The organism is Klebsiella sp. ZJOU C1, assembly GCF_035620215.1.
Taxonomy (GTDB): domain Bacteria; phylum Pseudomonadota; class Gammaproteobacteria; order Enterobacterales; family Enterobacteriaceae; genus Klebsiella; species Klebsiella variicola.
In genome coordinates this window covers 2359942-2377554 of sequence record NZ_CP141644.1, presented here as the reverse complement: position 1 = coordinate 2377554, position 17613 = coordinate 2359942, and the positions used below count along the sequence as shown (strand labels likewise).

Sequence of the window (17613 nt, the reverse complement as noted above, 5' to 3'; positions counted from 1 at the left end):
AAAGCTTTAAAGTCTGGCGTTACTGAACGCCTGAGCATCCAGGTTACGAAGTTGCTCCAGAGTCAGCCATTCGCCCTTGTCGTTGTAGAAGTCATCGGGCGACATGCCGCCGTCACGAATAAGCCGGGCCCGGGTTACGCCAACGATCTGGGACTGTCGCGTGAACGACTGGCGCGAGAACCAGCCCTGATAATCGGTATCCGAAGGCACCTGCCCGTCCATGCTGGCACGTGAGCTATCTGATATTTGCCCAACAGCAATACCCAGCTCATCAGACGATTTCAGGATGTAGGTTTCGACGCTGCGACAGCAGAAATGGATTTTCCCGGGTCCCTGCAGATACGGCACCTTATGGCCGATCGGCTTGTTATCCAGTGTGTACTTGAGGCGGTCGCGAATCCGACAGTCTTTTGATGTACGGTTATCCAAAGTGGATAACCACTGCTTACCCTTCAAAATGTCATCGTTCGCATCTGCAAAGCTTTTCCTGGCTGTAGAAGCAAGATGCCCCACAGCCGTTTTTGCAATACTGCCGGCATTGGTTCGGCTCATCTGCAGCGCGCCATCCTGATAGCCACGGTTAGCATGACCACGGACCTTTCTGGCGATTTGCTCATGCGTATCGCCCAGGAGAAAACCCTGCCGCACTGTATTGGAAATTCTTGCCATCCTGTCAGCTTCAAGGTTATCTGCCCACTCCGAAAGCAGGCGCCCCTGAAACGGCTGTGCCATCGCAGTTGCGTAAACGGCATCCGGTGAAATGCCCACCAGCGGGTGAAGCGATAGCACATCATCGGGGATCGCAAACTGGAACAGGCTCAGCTGAAAGCCTGCTTCGTGCTGAGCGAGTTGCTGCAGCTCATCAGATAGTCCCGCGTACATTGACTGCACAGCCTCGCGATTGAGAGCTCTGACACTAACGAGCAGCGCTTCCAGTCGCGACACGGTAAAGCTGTCAGCATCCAGGCTATCCATCGCTACCAGCAATCTGGCTGTCAGTTCCGCATCGCTGTCATTCAGGATTTTTATCATCCTGTGTGCAACACTGGTGCTGTACCGCGCTATCCATATCGCATGCGCTATCGATTCATCCTGAAGCTTGTCATTCGCCGTTGCCATTTGCACCACCCGGGTTACTCAGTCCGCCGGCCAGCGTGACCTGCTGATTTCGCAGCTCGTCGATTACCTCTTCGGGCTTCGCATCCGGATCGATAAATTTTAGGGCCTGCAAAACGCGAACAGCATCGACCTGACGTATATCACCACCCTGGCGGAGCGACTGAACAGCTGTTGCAGCTGCGGCATCAAACGTCTGGGCTGAAACATCCAGTTCGGTGCGTACATCGACATTGCCGCCTTCTTTCTCGCCCAGCCATTCCGCCATAATCTGCAGGATATTATCGAGCGCATCCTCAAGCGAGCTTGCCATGGTGTAGAGAGGTGAATTCTCCTGCATCCGCTCTTCGTGAGTCTGGTCTAAGGATTTAGTCGATGTGTTTTCCGCGCGCAGCAGTTTTGCGCCGGCCTGACGCATCTGGTTTTCCAGATCCTCAAGGGAAATCTTACCGGCTTCAATCGCAGCCCCGGTATGCTCGACATATTCCAGTCCCTGCCGCTGTCGGTCATCGAAACGAGTCGCAGAGGAAGAACCTATCGTCAACGTTTCGCCATCAGCCAGACCGTAAGCCACCAGCAACGGCACGCGAGCGACATGAAGAATGTTGTCCTGTTCACTCTGACTCTGCCAGTGCTTGATATTCAGTAAGGCGAGATTAAGCAGTGGCGGTGAACCGCGCATAAAGCCTGTGCGTTTCGTGTAAAGCGTCACCAGGGGAATATCATCGCGACTGGTTTCCCACTCGTCGTGAATCTGCCACTGGCTTTCGCCGTTATCACCTTTATTTCGGCGATAAATTTCAACCTTGCCCGGCATGATATGGCGTATTTGCTCAACTTTCGTTTGCCCGTAATCGTCGCCATCAATAATGATGACCTCTCTGATACGCAGATCGGTCAGCATCACTTTCCCTTTAACCACTTTCGATTTCCAGCCGATGACCTGGCGAGGATTTAACATCGTGGCATACGGGCGGGATCCCGCGGCTTTTTCGTCGGCTTTAGTTTTTACTGCCTCCGGGTCAATTTTCGGGAAATCCACCAGCGCATGTACCAGACCATACTGAAATCCGATGCTGAAAAATTGTTGTGCCCAGACATCGAGCCGGTTTCCTTCCATATCAATATCTGGCGATAGTTCCCGTATTTGTTCAGGAGAGTCCTCACTCAATACCGTCGGCTCAGCAAACACTCGCCCGATGTTTTGTTTAATGGCCTCTTCATAGGCAGGTAGTAACGTTGCCGAAGCCAAACGCTCCTTATAACTTTCAGGATCTTCGTTCGGCCATTTCGGGAGATACTTCTTACCCTGCCGGCGCATTTCCAGCGTGCCGCCCATCAGCGCATCATTAATATCCCATGCCTCAACCATGTCGTTATAGTCGAGGTTGGGCGTTGAAATATCAGGCATGGTTTTACATCCGCAGTTGGGTGACTTTTCCAGTCGGTTTGATAATCGGGAATTGCTTCACAATGAAATACCCACCGGCATCATTGGGGTGATCGTTATCCGCCGTTTTATCCGGCTCACCGTTTTCGCCCCAAACCTGTTGCTCAAGCGATTCTGTGTACACCGGGCACCGCTTTACATTCACTTTGTAGCGACGTTCACCGTTACCATTGCAGAACATGGCATTCATCGCGTTGATGCGGTCTTTCACTGGCGGGTTTGATGCATTAACAACCACATTGAAGCCGGCCTGCTTAAGCTGAGCGATATCCGTGGCGCTGGCATTGCTGGATTTGCGGGAATCGCCGGAAGCGTCCGGGTAAATATAGATTTCCCGCACCTTGCGATAATCGTTGCCGTCATACAGCCAGAACCGTTCTTTGATGATGCGGATCATGTCAGGGGTGTCGTAAGCCTTCACAATTTCATTCACCGCAAACGGAAGCCCCAGACGTAACACATGAACAACCCCGGCCATCTTCCCGACGTTGAAATCCATACCGATATACAGCGGCTCACCGGGTTGCTCTTCTTCCCTGCAGTTATTTAGCTTACGGTCAAACTGATGGTAAATCGTCCCGCTGGTCAGGTTGGTGAACTGGCCACGGAGATAAGCCTTGATCAGCTCCGGCGGGTATGACTCCATCAGCGACGGGATATAGTCCGGCGGCAGATTCTTTTCGTTGTCGAACGTCGAGGCCTGCACCAGGCCGTAGAGCGTTGAGAGCGAAGGCTTATCTCGTACAGCCTTTGCGAACTGCTGATAAACGAATTTAAACCCTTCCGGCGTCGTGGTGACGTCGATCCCGTTACGAAGACCGGCCACGTTGTAACGCATACGAGCAATGATTTTTCGCCAGGCTAACTGCGCCTTTTTGGCGGGCATTACGTCCAGCTCATCAATCAGCGCATTACCGATTTTAAAACCAACGATGGTTTGCGGTTTCTCCATCGAGCGGCAAATCGTCGTTCCTCGGTACTGGCGCCCGGCGTAGAAGTGAACCTCTTTGTTTCCCTCGTTGATTTTGACATTCAGCCCCCAGTCGTGGGCCACCTCCTCAACAGTGGGATAAAAGATGTCACGGATCTGCGGATACGTTGGCGCAAAGTAACCCTGGTTGATTTTGGGGTGTTCCCACATCCCTTTGCAGATACCACCGCAGCCGACCCAAGTCTTGCCAGAACCGAAGCCGGCGACATAGGCCTTAAATTTGTACTGCATCGCAAGGAATTTGGCCTGAGGGATGTTAAGCGTCGGTGCTATCGCCATCCTCTTCCCTCACTCGCGCATCGACTACGTTGATATTGATTGCAACTGGCGTTGGTTCGTCATCCTCCGGATCAGCAGCCAGCTCTTTGCGTAATTTTTCGATCTCCAGCTGCCGGCGCTCAATTTCAATCTGCTGCAGACGCTGGGCGAACTCGCTATCAGTCAGGCCGAGACGTTTCATCACCGCCTCGTACATTCGCTCGCGGCTAATAGCGGTAATCTCCACGCCATTCTTCCCAAGCTTCACACCGGAATAGGCAAGCGCAGCATCAGGCGCCAGTTTTCGCGTATCGGCGAAGAAAGGCTGGCCGATGCCATCTCCATTACAGCGAGGGCATTCCGGGTTAGGTGCGCTGGTGTGGTCGTAACCGTAGCCACCAACATCAACGGGCTCGCGACGTTTTCGCTCAAGCGCTTCGAGTCGCTTCTCTTCGTACTCAACAGCATCACGCCATTGATACTGATGACCAAAGCCCCAGCAATAGCGGCAACTCCCGCGGCGATACTGTGATAGCTGGTTGGCGTCGAAGGTGGCCAGGCGCCACATCTGCTCAAGCACTTCATCGGCGCTGCCGAGCGTGCGCACAATGGATGCTTTCTGCTGCTGCGCAATGGCCTGCGCAACTGAAGTTTTCTGAAGCAGCTGATAGCCAATTTGTTCAGCAGTCTTCTTGCTATACCCAGCGCGAATGGCGGCCTGCGTGGCGTTGTTGTCCTTCAGGTATTCTGCGACAAATAAACGTTGCTGATCGGTGAGGCCACTATCATCCACCAGCTCTTCTGCGCACTTTTCCTTTTGCGCAGTGCGCAATTTCTTCTGCGCAGGTTTTTGCGCAGTGGGTTTCTTGATGTATCGGCGGGCAGTAGCGTAATTCAGTCCCTGCGCTTCACACCAATCCTTCGGTGATACGCCGGTTGCGGCATGATCGGACAGGAACCGTTGCTGAAGCTCGCCCCAGTCCGGTTTTGCCATGGATTATTCCTATTTAACGTGAGGGAGAAAAAGGAATTACTGATTCTCCATAAAATATTCACTTTTATGTTTTGGAATTAAGGCTCTTTAGTTCAGGAGTTATTATGAAAAGAATTATGCTTGCTGTTTTAGTGATCTGTGGTGCGCTGTCACTTTCAGGATGTATCCTTCCCCCTGGTCCCCATGGAGGCGGACATGGTGGAGATCACTTCCATGGTCCTGAGCATCGTTAATCGCCTGAGGGCTTTCATTTTACAAAAATGATGAAAAAGGCCGCAAAAATATGCGGCCTTTAGTTACTACCAGCTAGCGTATAAAGAATCTCTCAGGAGCCACCCGGGAGAGGTTCATCTATACGGCTAACTGACCTCTGCCGTTCTGGTGTTGGCAGGCAGAGACGTTATGAGAGTAGTGAGTATTTCAAAATTCACCGGGATAAACAGACAATGATGTCAGTTACCCCGTATAACTGGAAATTGGTGATTGATTGAACTGTCAGCTCAGACGATTTGTCTGATGGGCATTATCGCAGGCACTCTATGAATGCCTGCTGTAATACCTTAGCTGACCTGCTCAGCGCCGGTATCAAACAGCGCCAGCGCTTCGGTCGCTTCCTGAATCGCTTTACGGGTCTTCGACACAATCTCGCTTTCCGTGAAAACACGATCAAAGGAGTCTGCGAAAAGCTCAGATTTCAGAAAGCTGTCGCCTACCCAGTCAATGGCCAGCTTGGCCGCTGCGGTGTCGTAATTCACTTTCTTGATGATATCCAGGCGGATTTGCTCGGATGCGGTGATCTCTGACATGTCTTACCTCTTTGATAAATAATACATACAGAAAGGCCCTGTATTAACAGGGCCTTTTATCGTCAAACTTTAGGGAACCAACGCTACAAGCCAGGTAAAGTAATGACACCCTGACTTTATACTAAAAAGCGACTCATATTAGAGCTATTGGTGATCATCCATAAAACCAGCCTGCGACACCAAGGAACATGGCTGACAGAAAACAACAAATTGCAGTTTTATGCATCAATACACCGTAAAAGGCGCAAGATATCACGACAAGAAGTACAATAAGGACAGGCCATATACTAAACAAAAGAATAGCATATGACTCCGAATTATTATAAATATTATTTTGCACTAGCATCATAATCCTTCTACGGTGTTTGAAAGCATTGCAATGATGCCAATTTTAAATTCCAACAGCGAATTTATAATAAATAGAAACCACCAAACTAACGAAAAATCACTCTTACCAAACAAAAATCATTACCAAGAAGATTCAACTACAACCCAAATATTCAACCCGTGTATATAACGCTGCACCGGAACACAAATAAATACACCTTCATTTAAACTTACTGACTTTATTATACTACCTGTAGGAGGAAAAACATCCCCACTCCCAGGCAACTTGTTAATTTGTTCAGCACCATATCGATAATACTCTGGAAGTTGTGGAAGTTTGCACTCAGTCATAATTAGCAGCTCATTTTATAAGAACTCAATGTAGCATGCATGATGAACTAAAAAAACCACATTGCAAACAATATATTTCGTTAAAGTGAAAAACCTTCCTTCGCGAGGAGATTTTTTTGTTTACAGCTTCTCTTACCCTCTAAATTTCCTCAGGTTTTACCTAATGTCTTAATTTTGAAATGGCAGAAATATTACGAAAGTTACAGACGTACAATCTAGGAAGCATACACTCGCTAAGCTTGTTAAATCAGAAACACATTCTACACTTATTTATGACTTTGCTCTGCCATGACAAAGTCTACTGTTCTACCCGTGAGCTCAGGGATGAGCCACTTCCTGTAGTGTCAGACCATCCATTTTTTCTCAAAACCAGTAGAAAAACACCTCGAAATCTGACTAAACTCCGACATTGGCTGCCTCTGCAGCGCCCCGTCAATTTGTCGGATTTACTCCACGGGGTTTTTTATCACCTGAAACTGCTGGGCAAAGGCTCCAAGAATCCAGCCCACCAGCGGTACACATTCCCTGCATCCAGAAGCAGGATACCTGAGAGATGTTATATCCTTCGAACATATGAGGAATGTATCGTAAGTAGTTCTATTCAAAGGTGAGTTCATCAAGCCTTAATGGTTTTCTTATAAAAGCCTTTTGGCATTCGATTATGAGTATCTGCCCCTCGCACAATGAGCAAAACACAGGAGAGGATTTACCGGAATCACCATTTCCACAGGTGAGCTCCTTAACCCCATAAATAGTGCGCTCAATCGTATTATCTCTGATAAGATTGATATGCCCTGCATGCTTTTCACCTTGCACTATGTATTTAGACTGCTTACCTGTTATACCCTCAGAGAAAATTGCCACGCCTTTATCAAAATCCCAGATAAAAATCTTACGCCCGCCGTCAGATACAAGCATTTCCAGTGTCAGCTTGTCATTCGAAGCTGGTTCAGACATTCTTGCATAGCATTTTCTAATCACAACACACCTACCCATTTTTAGGTAGAAAATAAGCACACCAGAAGCGGCATTCAACAAGAAAAAATAATCTGTCCTGCATAAGCCAGCTGACCTGCCCACAGTATTAGATACAACCAGAAGAGAAAAGGCCTACCGTAATTGAAGGCCTTTATGGGGTTATGCAGTATGTTGTGGTGCCGGGTGCCTCCCGGTAAGTCTGCCCCAGCCAACAGACCTGCGTGTGTGCTCAAAGAGAAAACCTGGCTGGTCGCCCCACCGCACAGGGGGATTCACCACGCATCTACATTAGCTATGCGATAAGTGCATAGTCAATCCGATGTAACCAGTAAAAACACCTCTTTCGGAAAACTGTATATCTTGGCAGACAAAAATTAATCATTTCATATTGAATTATTACAAAACCAACAATAAAGTTTCATATCAGGTTTCAAATTAAGAAAAAATTCCAGTTAGGAATTCTCTCACTTAAATCCCACGCTACCCCTCATGCGAACCATAATATCCATGGTCCTTAGGAGGGTTAACTCACATGACAACCATACTGATGATAGCGTTAGCTGTAGTTCTTCTTTTAGTTGCAGTGGGTTCACTGGTTTCATACTTGCGAGAAACGAGGAAATATAAAAATACTTTTAAAAAAAGTATTAACTTTTACCCAATTCTGCACAAAAGGGGTAGTCAACCGGCACTATCCCTGCTTACTAACTACCGCCTTCCCGTAAGAAGGCCTAAGTCACCCTAGTGTCGCAGAGAACGTCTATACGCAAGATCCATGACCTGATTACACAACCACACTCTCGCAGTGCTCTGCGCCCGTGCCCTTGAGTTCCTGTCACATCATCGCCACTAATAACCAGTACGCGTTTGGCGTTCGCATATCGGGTGACGAAACGCTCAGACTTTCCTACTGCCCGCGGTAAGCAGCCCAACGTGATCAGCGAGTACGACCCATGGGCCTAAGAATATTTAATGGCCACTATCGCAACGATCAGTGCAAACAATGCCACCAGTAGTGACACACCAGTGAGCAGCAACGAGGCCGTATTCATCATCCGCTGGTAGTAAAACTCTCGCATGGCTTTTGTAGTGGACTCGCGGTGTTCAAAATCATTCTTATTAGGATATGCCAGGTCGTAACCGTCTGAGATTTTCCTTTCAATGGAAGCGTGAAGCAAGTCGTTCCAGCTATGCGTAAAATTAACAAATGCATCTGTAATTTTCTGTTTCATTGTCATCTCACCCTGATTGTTATTATTGGTGATGATATCAAATAGGATGACAAAAAAAGCCAACGTATCGGTGGGCTTGTTGTGACATGTCACAGCATCAACAATCGCTATCAGGCCTTGCTATTGCACGACATGCCCACATACAGGCTTCCTGCATTTTGGTACGCGCGATAGCCATGCAGCGCAAAGCCTCTGCTCTATCGGTTTCGGCCTGACTACCACGCTCGACAACTTCAGCCGTTGCAACCTCTCGCTCTGTATCGAGCAGACTGCAAAAATGCCGGCTGACACCTTTGAGGCGGTTCATCCGCTCAATGTCGCTAGCGGTTAATGTGCGGTAGCCTTTTACAGTGCTGCCGTCCTGCGGTTTTGCTTCACTCATTTCGTAGCCCTTTCGGTTGTATCTGATTTGCTTTTACCGGCTCGTAGGTGGATATTGTTGGGAGGGAAAGCGTGGAGATAACCAAATGAAACAGATACTTTTTACATGGTTTGCTTTTACAAATACCTATGCCTGCATCACCGCCAGCATTAACGTGAACAACTCACTAATGCTTGATTCAGCTGTGCCGTGGATTGTTGGGGTTTCTCTTGGAGTAATCACCAATTACTTATTGGTTAAGAAACTGAAGGAAAGCGGGTTTCTGTAGCCCTGCCGGTTGCTAGCCTGCTTACTTCTTAACGCTGTCCGGCATCACCGCGCCAACAACGCCAGCCAGCGCTACGCCGCCAGCGATGACCGTTTCTTGAATGCCCGGAGGCATCTGATAACCAAATACGCCAGCAATGACCAGGATGATGCCGCGCCAGGTTGACGGCTCTTTCAGCCGATTAATGAGATAGTTCATAAGTTACCTTCAGCTTTATTGTTTAACTTCCGCTACGACGCCGCCAGCGGCTTTGAATTTTGCGAAGATGTTACTGGCCTTATGCTCAAACTGGCCGTAGCCCGCGCCGGGGAGAGACGCCCAGATATTGCTGCAACGGTAGATGGCCTGAAGAAGCTGCCCGTTGTCAATGAGCGGCAAAGCTCCACGCTCTTTAATTTGCTGCAGGGCCACCTGGTCCTGCGACGCCGGTGAGAAGTCTTTCAGTCCCAACTGCTTACGGTATGCATCCCACCACTTGGCCAGCAGCTGATAGCGGCCCGCTGCGGTGGATTTAATACCCAGCTTTGGCAGGTTAACCAACTTGCGTGGATGATCGCTGTAGTCAGTAAAGAGTGAACCACCAACAATGACGTCATAGCCTCGGTTCTTTGTCGGCTGCCCCGCTTTGTCTGTACCTTCAGACCAAGCGAGCATGTCCAGAAACGCTTTACGTTGTTTATTGATCTCCAGCATCATCAACTCCTGCCTTTCTGGCTGCGATTTTTTTAATCAAGCTCCCGATCGAGTCAGTACCGATATAGCCAATGAAGACACTGGCGATGTAGGCGAGATTGCTGCTCAGGCCAATGAAGTCGAGAAGGTCACGGACGAACCAGGCGATCATCGCGCACATGACAGCATCGATCAGCGTCTTCGCCATGGCGCCACCGTTATAGCGGCCACGCAAATACGCCATGATGAAAGCCAGTATTGCGCCGATACCCTGCTCCTTAGCTGCCAGCAGAGCGGCGATGAAATCTTGTTTGTAGGGCATTCGCATAAGCCTCACCTCCGTTAATGACGGATGGCGCTGTGTGTTTGAAAAGGTTCAGGCCCATCGGGCTGATTTAGCGAAAAGCCTTAAACGGAGCCACCCGTGAGCCTGAAATGAAAAAGGCCGCGCAATAGCACAGCCCTTAAATGTTTTTGAATAGTTGAAGTGCCTTGATCAGGCGAAAAAAAGCCCGCTCTAACGGGCGGGCAGAAAGGTAGGCATTCTGATTTTGTAACGGTTCGATACGCACCTAATAGTCCGAGCTACCGATTTACCAGGAGAGTGATCATTATTCCGTTACTGCCTTTTAAACATAGCTGGAGAAGCCGAAACGGCAACCCCACTACCAAATAGCTTAGTAGCATTGCATATGGTGCCGGGTGCCTCCCGGTGGGCATGTCCCAGCCGACATGGCCCGCGCTGCATTTACAGATCACTGTAAGTGACTGGTCGCCCCTCCGCACAGGGGGATTCACCACACGAATAGATTAACAACATGTTAATTTTCTGGTCAATAAGATGTAAGCAAATGATGACATGCAATTTTCATATTGCTGAGTAACTTCAATCTGGTTCAGGTCTCTTGCCGGCGGGCTTTGACGTGTCGTGCAGCACGTCTCTACCCAAGAGCCCTGACCGGATTGCAGAAAGTAAGCAGCCTTGCCCTCATTAAGCCATGTCATGAGATGGTTCTGATAAATATTCTCAGCCATTCGTCAAAAAGCATTAATAATTATATTGGCGTTTAGATTTCCCGGCCCTCGATGAGGTTTTTTTATTTAGAGATAAATGAGGATAAAAAATGCCTTGGAATAAACACTTAGCAGCACAATATGCCAGAAACAAAGCTGGGGATCATAGTATTGGGTTATGTGCTAGATATGTCACCAATGCAATTCACTATGGTGGTCTCAACATCCCCAGAACTCCATATGCTAAAGATATGGGGAGTACTCTATTCGCAGCCGGATTTAAATACGCAATTGTTAGTATTGATATTGGAGACATTGCGGTAATCCAGCCTATACCAAACCATCCCTATGGTCATGTCTGCATATATGATGGTGAAAACTGGGTTAGTGATTTTATTCAGAGAACAATGTATCCGGGGCAGGCATACAGAAATGCAGCCCCTCCTTTCGTCATTTATCGGCATGCCTGATTTAAAAGTGAATTAGCAAATAGGTAATGCCATACAAATCAGTTAACAACGTCTAAAGGGCTCGCAATCGCGAGCCCTAATTCCCTTAACGATTGAAATGACGAACAATCACAACAACCATAAAAAAGATAATTATTGCTGTTAGGGAAATTAATATTTAGCAGGACTATCCTCCTGTAACTGTTTGCCAGCAAGCGAACAGACGCTGCTACAAACCCCTATGAACGCAAGGATCGCTGCACTAGCAAGCCTACCTTTAGGTCCGAAGAAGGCAGCAATTTTAGCTGCAGCCTCAAGTTTTTCCTTATACTTGCTGAACACCGCACAAGCATCAGCAAAACTACCTTGTATCTGGGCCTCTTGAGCCTCTTCAAAAAAATCATTGAGCAATTTTGTCGCTTCTTCAATTTCTTCGTCAGAGGGTTCTTGAACTGTATCCGGGGTTATCATTTGTAAGCCTCCAGAGATAAATTATGCCGTATGTAGTAACTAAGAGTTACTACCACTTAAAGAGTAACCCAACCTCCGTAAGATCGCCGTTAATTTAAAAAAAATACCTCATGGATTTACCAATAGCTGCAGCCACCCCCAAGAAAAGCAAAAACCCCGCCGAGGCGAGGTCTGAATGTCTGTAACGTCACGGGCGTAATAACCCATCGTTGGAAAGAGATTAGCCAATTTCCGCCACGATTGCAATAGCCTGCTGCAAAGTCATCTCGTTACCTTCTCAAGCATCTTTTCTGCGAAGGATTCCTCGACGTGGCAATACTCCACCAGACGATCAAAGAACAATTTAAAGTTTCTTCGCCAGGTAGTTTCGGTCACTCCAAGAGCCTTGAATACTTCCGTGTCTTTTAATCTGGGATAGCCGCGGCCAGTACAGCGAGGGCATTGCTTAAAAACCGGAAGCCCCTGAAGCTCTGATTTTTTCTTATCCAGTACCTCGCCGCGGCCCCGGCACCGACATTCGTTTTTGAGTTGCCCTTTTCCATTACATGCTTTGCAGATTACCCTAACCTGCTCACGAACGGCCTTAACTTCTTCCCAGTCCGATGGCGAGATCCCCTTAGTTACTTTTACCCATTTCGGGGGCTTTCCGTCCGGATAAGTCACTTTGTTGGTGAACACCTCGGCGTCAATAAAACCAGATCCAGCGCAACTGCTACATGTGACCAGACTGGCAGCGCTAAGCGAATAATCCCGGAACACGTAACCAGCCATTACACGCAAGAACTCCGTGCGCTGCTGTTCCTCCATAGCCTGCAGGGGGCGGTTCCTGCCGGCGCGTTGAATGGCGAGTTCGCCAATGAAGGCAATTATGTTGTCAGGTTCCAGAACACCGGCTTTTGCAAGGTAAAGCTCGATACCTATCGCTGATTTTGATGCTGCCAGGCCTAACGCGGCCATGACATCGGTAATCGTCAGGGTCTCAGACGTTATTCCGCATGGTACTGCACCGGGCATCATCGATTTTGGTGAGAAAAATTTTGGTAATGCTTCAAGTTTCACAATTATGCCCCTGCTTTCTGATTGCGGATTTGGTTTCTGAGGATGCGATATGCCACCGGGAACGACCCGCGATAGCGGACGATGTTCAACCGTAACCAGCGCTGGCGGATACATTCAGTTGTCTTCATGTTCATGCTTTTACCAGCCCTTCTTTTTTCCATATGGCCAGCGTTCTGAGCACACCTTCTGCATGCATCAGGCGCAGTTCGTCATAGGTGTAATCGGTTGTTTTCTTCCGTCCGTCGATCAGGTCGTGGCAGTTACTGCAGGCGATCGCCGCCTGGGTATCATCGGGCTTGCATCCAGTTCCGCAGGTACCCGCCAGGCGGTAATGCGCCAGAACACTGGTTTCCGGGTTGCCGTTGCAGTGCCCGGGGATCCGCACGGTACATTCGCGGCCACGCGCCTCTTTGCGTAGGTTCGCCATAATCACTCCCACATCCTGTTGCGCCAGCGGGAGTCTGGCCGCGGCGGATTTTTGTCCTCCACCAACTGCGCGCTGACGGTCCATGTCATAAAGTCAGGGTTTAAGCTTCGTTCGACCTTTACGCCCCGCTGACGATATCTCGCTACCAATTCTTCGGCCTGCTGCGTTGTGCATTCGAGATGGTGAAACCATGAGCGTTTCATCGGCATCACCCCGCGAAGCTTAAAAGCTGGTTGGCGGCGTTCTCAGCTTCCTGCAGGCTGTTGAACGAGCGAGAGAGGATCAACCGCCAGAGAACATCCAGCGAGGCTTTGTACAGTTCCTGGAATTCGCATTCGTCCATGCTGGCGAAAGAAATGCTGCGAGGGTGTTTTTTCAGCGTGCCGTCCGGCAGCTGTATGGCGTCATAGTGGCCAGCTTCGACAATGACCCACGCCCGGTAGGCGTCGAAAGATTTGCAGATGCTGATGCTGCCGGCGCGCTTTTCGGCTATACGGTCGAGGTATTGCTCGGCGGCATCAAGCAGGGCTGATTCGTTACCGCCATATGCAGCAAGGTATTTGGCGTAACCGGTGATAAGCCTGCGCTCATTAGACGAAATCGTCCCGCCGGTAGGTTCCCAATATTCAAAACCGAGATTGAGTAAAGCAAAGTAACGGCGGTGAAACGCCGGATTGCGGACAAGCTTAAAGTCGGCCTCCAGAACGGCGCCGAGCTTGCATTTTGATTGCAAGAAAACTCTGGTCTCCTGCGTGGCGGGGATCAGGATACCTTGAGATTGTTTTATTAAGTGAAGCTGCGCCATCTCGTTCTCCGGTGGCGCATCACTGTCAGGTGGCTGGTTGTTCAGGCCAGCACTGCAAGTATGATGTAGCTAGCTGTTAAGAGTCAATTTTTAGAGCTCATTTCCTTGATAACTTCCACTAACGATTTTCTTGTCCAGAGGTGTTCATCTTTTGCAATTTTTCTAACTGATACTTCGTTATCGATATTCGTCAAAAGGATTCGGTCATTCAAAGCTAATCGAAATGAGCACAAAACATGTCCGGATCCGTCCGTAATGGTGGCCCACACATTCCCCTGCTGATTTGGCTCAATACCATCTGTCACATTACCCCCTGAGCGACATACAGACGCACTCATAGAAAACGGGTAGCAGCATCAAGGGTAACGCGAATGCGATGCTCTGGGATAAGAGCCGCCACCATCAAAATCAAACTAATAAAACCAGTCGTCTGCGCTTTCCCAGGTCTCGCGGAGTATCTCCTCAATGATTTCCTTATCGTCGTCGATACCCCCGGAAACGCTCAATCCGTCTGAACCGGCACGGCGAATGGTTAGCTTGCAATCTTCATAGTTCTGATTCAGTCGACGCAATAGCTCAACTTCAAGAGCCGGAATAGCGCCATCAGGTAGTTTTTTAGTTTTGTCGATGGTTACTTCGATTTTCATGTTATCACCCCACTCGATATACTGTATAAATAAACAGTATACCGGTTGCATGAAATGTTCAACCCCTCTGCAGCACTTTTTGCCAGTACCATGCTTATGTTTAGATTGAGGTTTTTCCACAATAAAAAACCCGCCGAAGCGGGTTTTCTCATGCTGCCTTACCATTTCTCTCTGTCAACGTTGGCAAAATAGAAAGTAGAAGGCTCTCCAGTTGCGTAGTCTGGCAGTTTAGATGAGACGACTACCACTGAGTAAGTGGCATTGACGCCATACTCAAGTAGTAAGCTAACCCGCCAAGCATTAACTAACCACTTTATTATGGCTACATCTAACATTTATTTCAGAAACTTGTTATACACGAAGAACTCAGTATCTCGCACAAATCCATTACGCTCATACAACGCCTGTGCACGGATGTTATCTGTAGCGGTACTGAGCATAATAAATGCCGAATCGCTCTCCTTCGCCAGTTGCTCAGCACGGGAGATTAGTTTGTGTGCAACACCATGCTTCCGAGCTGACTCATCAACGAAAAGGTCATAAAGCAACCAAATACGTTTCATCTCAAGAGAGCAAAATAAAGGATAGAGCTGCGTAAAGCCTACCGCTTTCCCATCAACCTCGGCGTAAAAAATCACGGACTCATTAAGCTGAAGGCGCTTGAGAATAAAATCTCTGGCCTGCGAGGCATTTTCTTCGACCTCGTAGAAACGACGGTACCCGAGATACAGGGGAAGGATAGTATCCACATCATGTGGTTGAGCCTGGTAAATCTTCATACAAAAACCTCATAACTAATGAGTGTATAATTGTATTACAAATAATTTTTCCGATTTGTCCTTTTGTGGGCTTAAGTTCACTTTTCGCCCCCCCCCATTCTCCTGTTGGATTAATTTTTCGCCATAAAAGATAAAACCCGCCGAAGCGGGCTTTATCATGCTGCAATGTCTTTTTTCAGGCACATCTCCGGTAAGTTAGCTCTCACCAGCCCTTTAGCATGCAGCGTAGTTACCCACATGGTGGAGATTTGACGTTAAACGCACTCTTCAAGGTTTTACCAGACTGAATTTTATTGTATCCCGATACACCCCTGGATGGCCTGGCACAAACTTACAATTTTTAATAGCAACCTCAGTTTCCCTGAAGAAAACCTCATCGCCCGTTATGTCTACTGAGTACACTTCGCCTTTATCATTAACCCACGCCGCATAATCGACACTCCCTTCAGTTCTCAATGCCTGAGCCTTCACTGGCATCACTGGCGCAGGACAACTTATACGCACAGGTGATATTTCTTTTTTATTATCAATAGCAAACACCACGTTTGATATAAGAGCAGCACTAACCAGAAGTAATAATTTTTTCATAAACGATACCAACTCTGTTTTCCTTGCGTCCAAAATTCACTAATGCGCATTTTGCATGCAACACCGTAGGTGTGTTCCGCTTAGGCACCGCCCCCTAGGGTATGGGGGGATTATAGTTTAAGCAACTGCTCGCGTCCGACATGTCGCCGGCAAGTTTGCCCTCACTGATGTCTCTGCGAACGGCGGCGGGACGGGGTTTGTATAGCGTGAAAGCCACTTGCCTTTAGCGAGCATAACACTGCGCGGGAAACAGGTCCGATTATGTACCGCTGCGAGAGCCCCCTGAGCCGCGTAGATTTTTACTTTCATCAGCAATAAAAAAGCCCTCTCCGAAGAGAAGGCTTTTCATTTTTTTGCTCGGAAAACAGAATTGACGACGCAGTAGACAAGACCACAGATATGGGGCATCGAGCATCCAGCGAAAATCTTTAGGACCTCATCGGATAGCTCAAGAAACCCAAGCCCCACACAGATAAATACCGCGTTCACTACAACAACTTGCACAATTATTAAAATCAGCAGTGTTATTGCATACAAGACTTTAATCCGAGCGTTCTTAACTTTGTGCGCCATGTGTCCACAGTTGGCGCCGGTCATTAATGTCAGTTGCTCAGGCTGGCAGGTGTATTATGGGCAATTGGTTACCGTAAATCAATTGCCCTTAATAATAAAACATTAAATCGGGTACCAAGGAAAATAATCCTTAGAAGAATTATTGTTATTCGCTTTTTTCTGTTGATTACATGTATCACAAAGTAATTGAATATTGGACACATCGTTAATTCCAAACCGCGCCAATGGTACAATATGATCGTAATTAGATTTATTATATATATTAACCAACCCCGTAAGGTCTTTTTTACATATAACACATCGGCCTTTGTCTCTATGGTAAACTGCCTTCTGTACCCATTTAGGAATCGTTAATCTTTTGAGGTATCCATTCTTAGTGGTTGTTTTAACATTGAAATCATCTGGATTGAAATCAAGCCCACGTGACTCAGCGATCATTTCATTGTATAACCTAAGCACAGAGCGATCCCCAAACAATATATAAAAGATCTCCTTGATTGTTTGCTCCAGATATTTCGCAAACAATTCCCCTTCATAAAATAAACATAAGAAATCTTCGAGATCAGAAATGCAACTTTCCTTCAAATTTTTATCATTATCACTTAAATATACAAGAAAATACCGTCTCAAACTCACAAAGGAAACTATTGCTGCATCGACTGGTTCAGAAAAATGAGTGGAATATTGTTTAAATGCATTTAATTGTTCATCAAGGTTGTCATGAGTTAATTTTTCTGCGTACACACTATCCACTATGAACTCAATGAAATCATGGAAATGAGACCATTTTGGGAAGGGCTTTTCAAATATAATAGAACGACCATCCCCATGGTAATCGTTAAGACCTCTCATGTAAGCACTCTGGTTGTTAAGTACGTTTCTGATAATATTACAAAAGTAATAAGACTCATAATGTTCATACTCTTCGGTTTCTTTACTCGTAAAACTCATACATCTTCTCCAAATGCTATGGAAT

General features: G+C 47.6%; 25 protein-coding genes. 3 read left to right on the top strand and 22 right to left on the bottom strand.

The window, feature by feature from the left end:
• Positions 1 to 6: 6 nt before the first annotated feature.
• The 6 genes from SPE70_RS11300 to SPE70_RS11275 form a co-directional block, all read right to left on the bottom strand.
• Positions 7 to 1119, bottom strand: coding sequence for a phage minor head protein (locus tag SPE70_RS11300; RefSeq protein WP_324726616.1), 1113 nt, complete (start codon positions 1117 to 1119; stop codon positions 7 to 9).
• The gene (locus SPE70_RS11295; protein ID WP_040182772.1) at positions 1103 to 2527 is read right to left on the bottom strand and encodes a DUF4055 domain-containing protein; all 1425 of its coding nucleotides are present in this window, start codon (positions 2525 to 2527) and stop codon (positions 1103 to 1105) included. The genes SPE70_RS11300 and SPE70_RS11295 overlap by 17 nt, the downstream gene beginning before the upstream one ends.
• A gap of 4 nt (positions 2528 to 2531) precedes the next feature.
• A complete protein-coding gene (locus tag SPE70_RS11290) occupies positions 2532 to 3836 on the bottom strand; it encodes a terminase large subunit domain-containing protein (RefSeq protein WP_012967901.1) in 1305 nt (434 codons plus the stop codon).
• Positions 3814 to 4809, bottom strand: coding sequence for a terminase small subunit (locus tag SPE70_RS11285; protein WP_226324958.1), 996 nt, complete (start codon positions 4807 to 4809; stop codon positions 3814 to 3816). Before SPE70_RS11285 ends, SPE70_RS11290 begins: the two co-directional genes overlap by 23 nt.
• A 560-nt stretch (positions 4810 to 5369) precedes the next feature.
• On the bottom strand, positions 5370 to 5615 hold the full coding sequence (locus SPE70_RS11280; protein WP_016160813.1) for a DUF2560 family protein: 246 nt from the start codon (positions 5613 to 5615) through the stop codon (positions 5370 to 5372).
• A gap of 1275 nt (positions 5616 to 6890) precedes the next feature.
• Positions 6891 to 7250, bottom strand: coding sequence for a hypothetical protein (locus SPE70_RS11275; protein WP_324726612.1), 360 nt, complete (start codon positions 7248 to 7250; stop codon positions 6891 to 6893).
• Between the two features lie 553 nt (positions 7251 to 7803).
• On the opposite strand from SPE70_RS11275, the gene SPE70_RS26415 reads away from it, so the two are divergent.
• On the top strand, positions 7804 to 8016 hold the full coding sequence (locus SPE70_RS26415) for a small membrane protein (protein ID WP_420715778.1): 213 nt from the start codon (positions 7804 to 7806) through the stop codon (positions 8014 to 8016).
• Between the two features lie 214 nt (positions 8017 to 8230).
• Here the strand turns inward: SPE70_RS26415 and SPE70_RS11270 are convergent, their stop codons facing one another.
• Both SPE70_RS11270 and SPE70_RS11265 read right to left on the bottom strand, forming a co-directional pair.
• On the bottom strand, positions 8231 to 8503 hold the full coding sequence (locus SPE70_RS11270; RefSeq protein ID WP_070612454.1) for a hypothetical protein: 273 nt from the start codon (positions 8501 to 8503) through the stop codon (positions 8231 to 8233).
• Positions 8504 to 8600: 97 nt separating this feature from the next.
• Positions 8601 to 8885 carry an Acb2/Tad1 domain-containing protein gene (locus SPE70_RS11265; protein WP_110244764.1) on the bottom strand — a complete coding sequence of 95 codons (285 nt, stop codon included), beginning with the start codon at positions 8883 to 8885 and terminating at the stop codon, positions 8601 to 8603.
• A gap of 85 nt (positions 8886 to 8970) precedes the next feature.
• Here SPE70_RS11265 and SPE70_RS11260 point away from each other — a divergent pair, with 85 nt between their 5' ends.
• Positions 8971 to 9153 carry a hypothetical protein gene (locus tag SPE70_RS11260; protein ID WP_064142410.1) on the top strand — a complete coding sequence of 61 codons (183 nt, stop codon included), beginning with the start codon at positions 8971 to 8973 and terminating at the stop codon, positions 9151 to 9153.
• Between the two features lie 21 nt (positions 9154 to 9174).
• Here SPE70_RS11260 and SPE70_RS11255 read toward each other — a convergent pair whose 3' ends face one another.
• Genes SPE70_RS11255 through SPE70_RS11245 form a run of 3 tightly spaced genes read right to left on the bottom strand, consistent with a single transcriptional unit; the run spans position 9175 to position 10153 of the window.
• Positions 9175 to 9351, bottom strand: coding sequence for a hypothetical protein (locus SPE70_RS11255; protein WP_012967894.1), 177 nt, complete (start codon positions 9349 to 9351; stop codon positions 9175 to 9177).
• 15 nt (positions 9352 to 9366) lie between these two features.
• Complete coding sequence (locus SPE70_RS11250; protein ID WP_324726698.1) at positions 9367 to 9846, bottom strand: glycoside hydrolase family 24 protein; 480 nt, start codon at positions 9844 to 9846, stop codon at positions 9367 to 9369.
• Positions 9830 to 10153, bottom strand: a complete 324-nt coding sequence (locus tag SPE70_RS11245) for a phage holin, lambda family (RefSeq protein ID WP_032430487.1) — start codon at positions 10151 to 10153, stop codon at positions 9830 to 9832. The genes SPE70_RS11250 and SPE70_RS11245 overlap by 17 nt, the downstream gene beginning before the upstream one ends.
• Before the next feature lie 796 nt (positions 10154 to 10949).
• Between SPE70_RS11245 and SPE70_RS11240 the strand changes: the two genes are divergently transcribed.
• Entirely contained in the window at positions 10950 to 11309 is a 360-nt protein-coding gene (locus SPE70_RS11240) for a CHAP domain-containing protein (protein WP_114670073.1), read from the top strand.
• 150 nt (positions 11310 to 11459) lie between these two features.
• Here the strand turns inward: SPE70_RS11240 and SPE70_RS11235 are convergent, their stop codons facing one another.
• From SPE70_RS11235 to SPE70_RS11185, 11 genes are all read right to left on the bottom strand, one after another.
• Entirely contained in the window at positions 11460 to 11759 is a 300-nt protein-coding gene (locus tag SPE70_RS11235) for a hypothetical protein (protein ID WP_114670074.1), read from the bottom strand.
• A gap of 261 nt (positions 11760 to 12020) precedes the next feature.
• Complete coding sequence (locus tag SPE70_RS11230) at positions 12021 to 12818, bottom strand: antitermination protein (protein WP_114670075.1); 798 nt, start codon at positions 12816 to 12818, stop codon at positions 12021 to 12023.
• Positions 12819 to 12820: 2 nt separating this feature from the next.
• The gene (locus SPE70_RS11225; protein ID WP_375294025.1) at positions 12821 to 12946 is read right to left on the bottom strand and encodes a YlcG family protein; all 126 of its coding nucleotides are present in this window, start codon (positions 12944 to 12946) and stop codon (positions 12821 to 12823) included.
• 2 nt (positions 12947 to 12948) lie between these two features.
• Complete coding sequence (locus tag SPE70_RS11220) at positions 12949 to 13245, bottom strand: DUF1364 domain-containing protein (RefSeq protein WP_186925260.1); 297 nt, start codon at positions 13243 to 13245, stop codon at positions 12949 to 12951.
• Positions 13246 to 13247: 2 nt separating this feature from the next.
• Complete coding sequence (locus SPE70_RS11215) at positions 13248 to 13454, bottom strand: hypothetical protein (protein ID WP_114268427.1); 207 nt, start codon at positions 13452 to 13454, stop codon at positions 13248 to 13250.
• Complete coding sequence (locus tag SPE70_RS11210; RefSeq protein ID WP_324726609.1) at positions 13454 to 14050, bottom strand: DUF1367 family protein; 597 nt, start codon at positions 14048 to 14050, stop codon at positions 13454 to 13456. Before SPE70_RS11210 ends, SPE70_RS11215 begins: the two co-directional genes overlap by 1 nt.
• Before the next feature lie 83 nt (positions 14051 to 14133).
• The gene (locus SPE70_RS11205) at positions 14134 to 14355 is read right to left on the bottom strand and encodes a hypothetical protein (protein WP_072122537.1); all 222 of its coding nucleotides are present in this window, start codon (positions 14353 to 14355) and stop codon (positions 14134 to 14136) included.
• Between the two features lie 108 nt (positions 14356 to 14463).
• Positions 14464 to 14697 (bottom strand): DinI family protein, encoded by a 234-nt coding sequence (locus SPE70_RS11200; protein ID WP_049073906.1) that lies wholly within the window; start codon positions 14695 to 14697, stop codon positions 14464 to 14466.
• 335 nt (positions 14698 to 15032) lie between these two features.
• On the bottom strand, positions 15033 to 15476 hold the full coding sequence (locus SPE70_RS11195) for a GNAT family N-acetyltransferase (protein ID WP_004179624.1): 444 nt from the start codon (positions 15474 to 15476) through the stop codon (positions 15033 to 15035).
• 267 nt (positions 15477 to 15743) lie between these two features.
• Positions 15744 to 16064 (bottom strand): energy transducer TonB, encoded by a 321-nt coding sequence (locus tag SPE70_RS11190; RefSeq protein ID WP_070612443.1) that lies wholly within the window; start codon positions 16062 to 16064, stop codon positions 15744 to 15746.
• Between the two features lie 675 nt (positions 16065 to 16739).
• Positions 16740 to 17588 (bottom strand): HNH endonuclease, encoded by an 849-nt coding sequence (locus SPE70_RS11185; RefSeq protein ID WP_102217374.1) that lies wholly within the window; start codon positions 17586 to 17588, stop codon positions 16740 to 16742.
• Between the last annotated feature and the right edge of the window lie 25 nt (positions 17589 to 17613).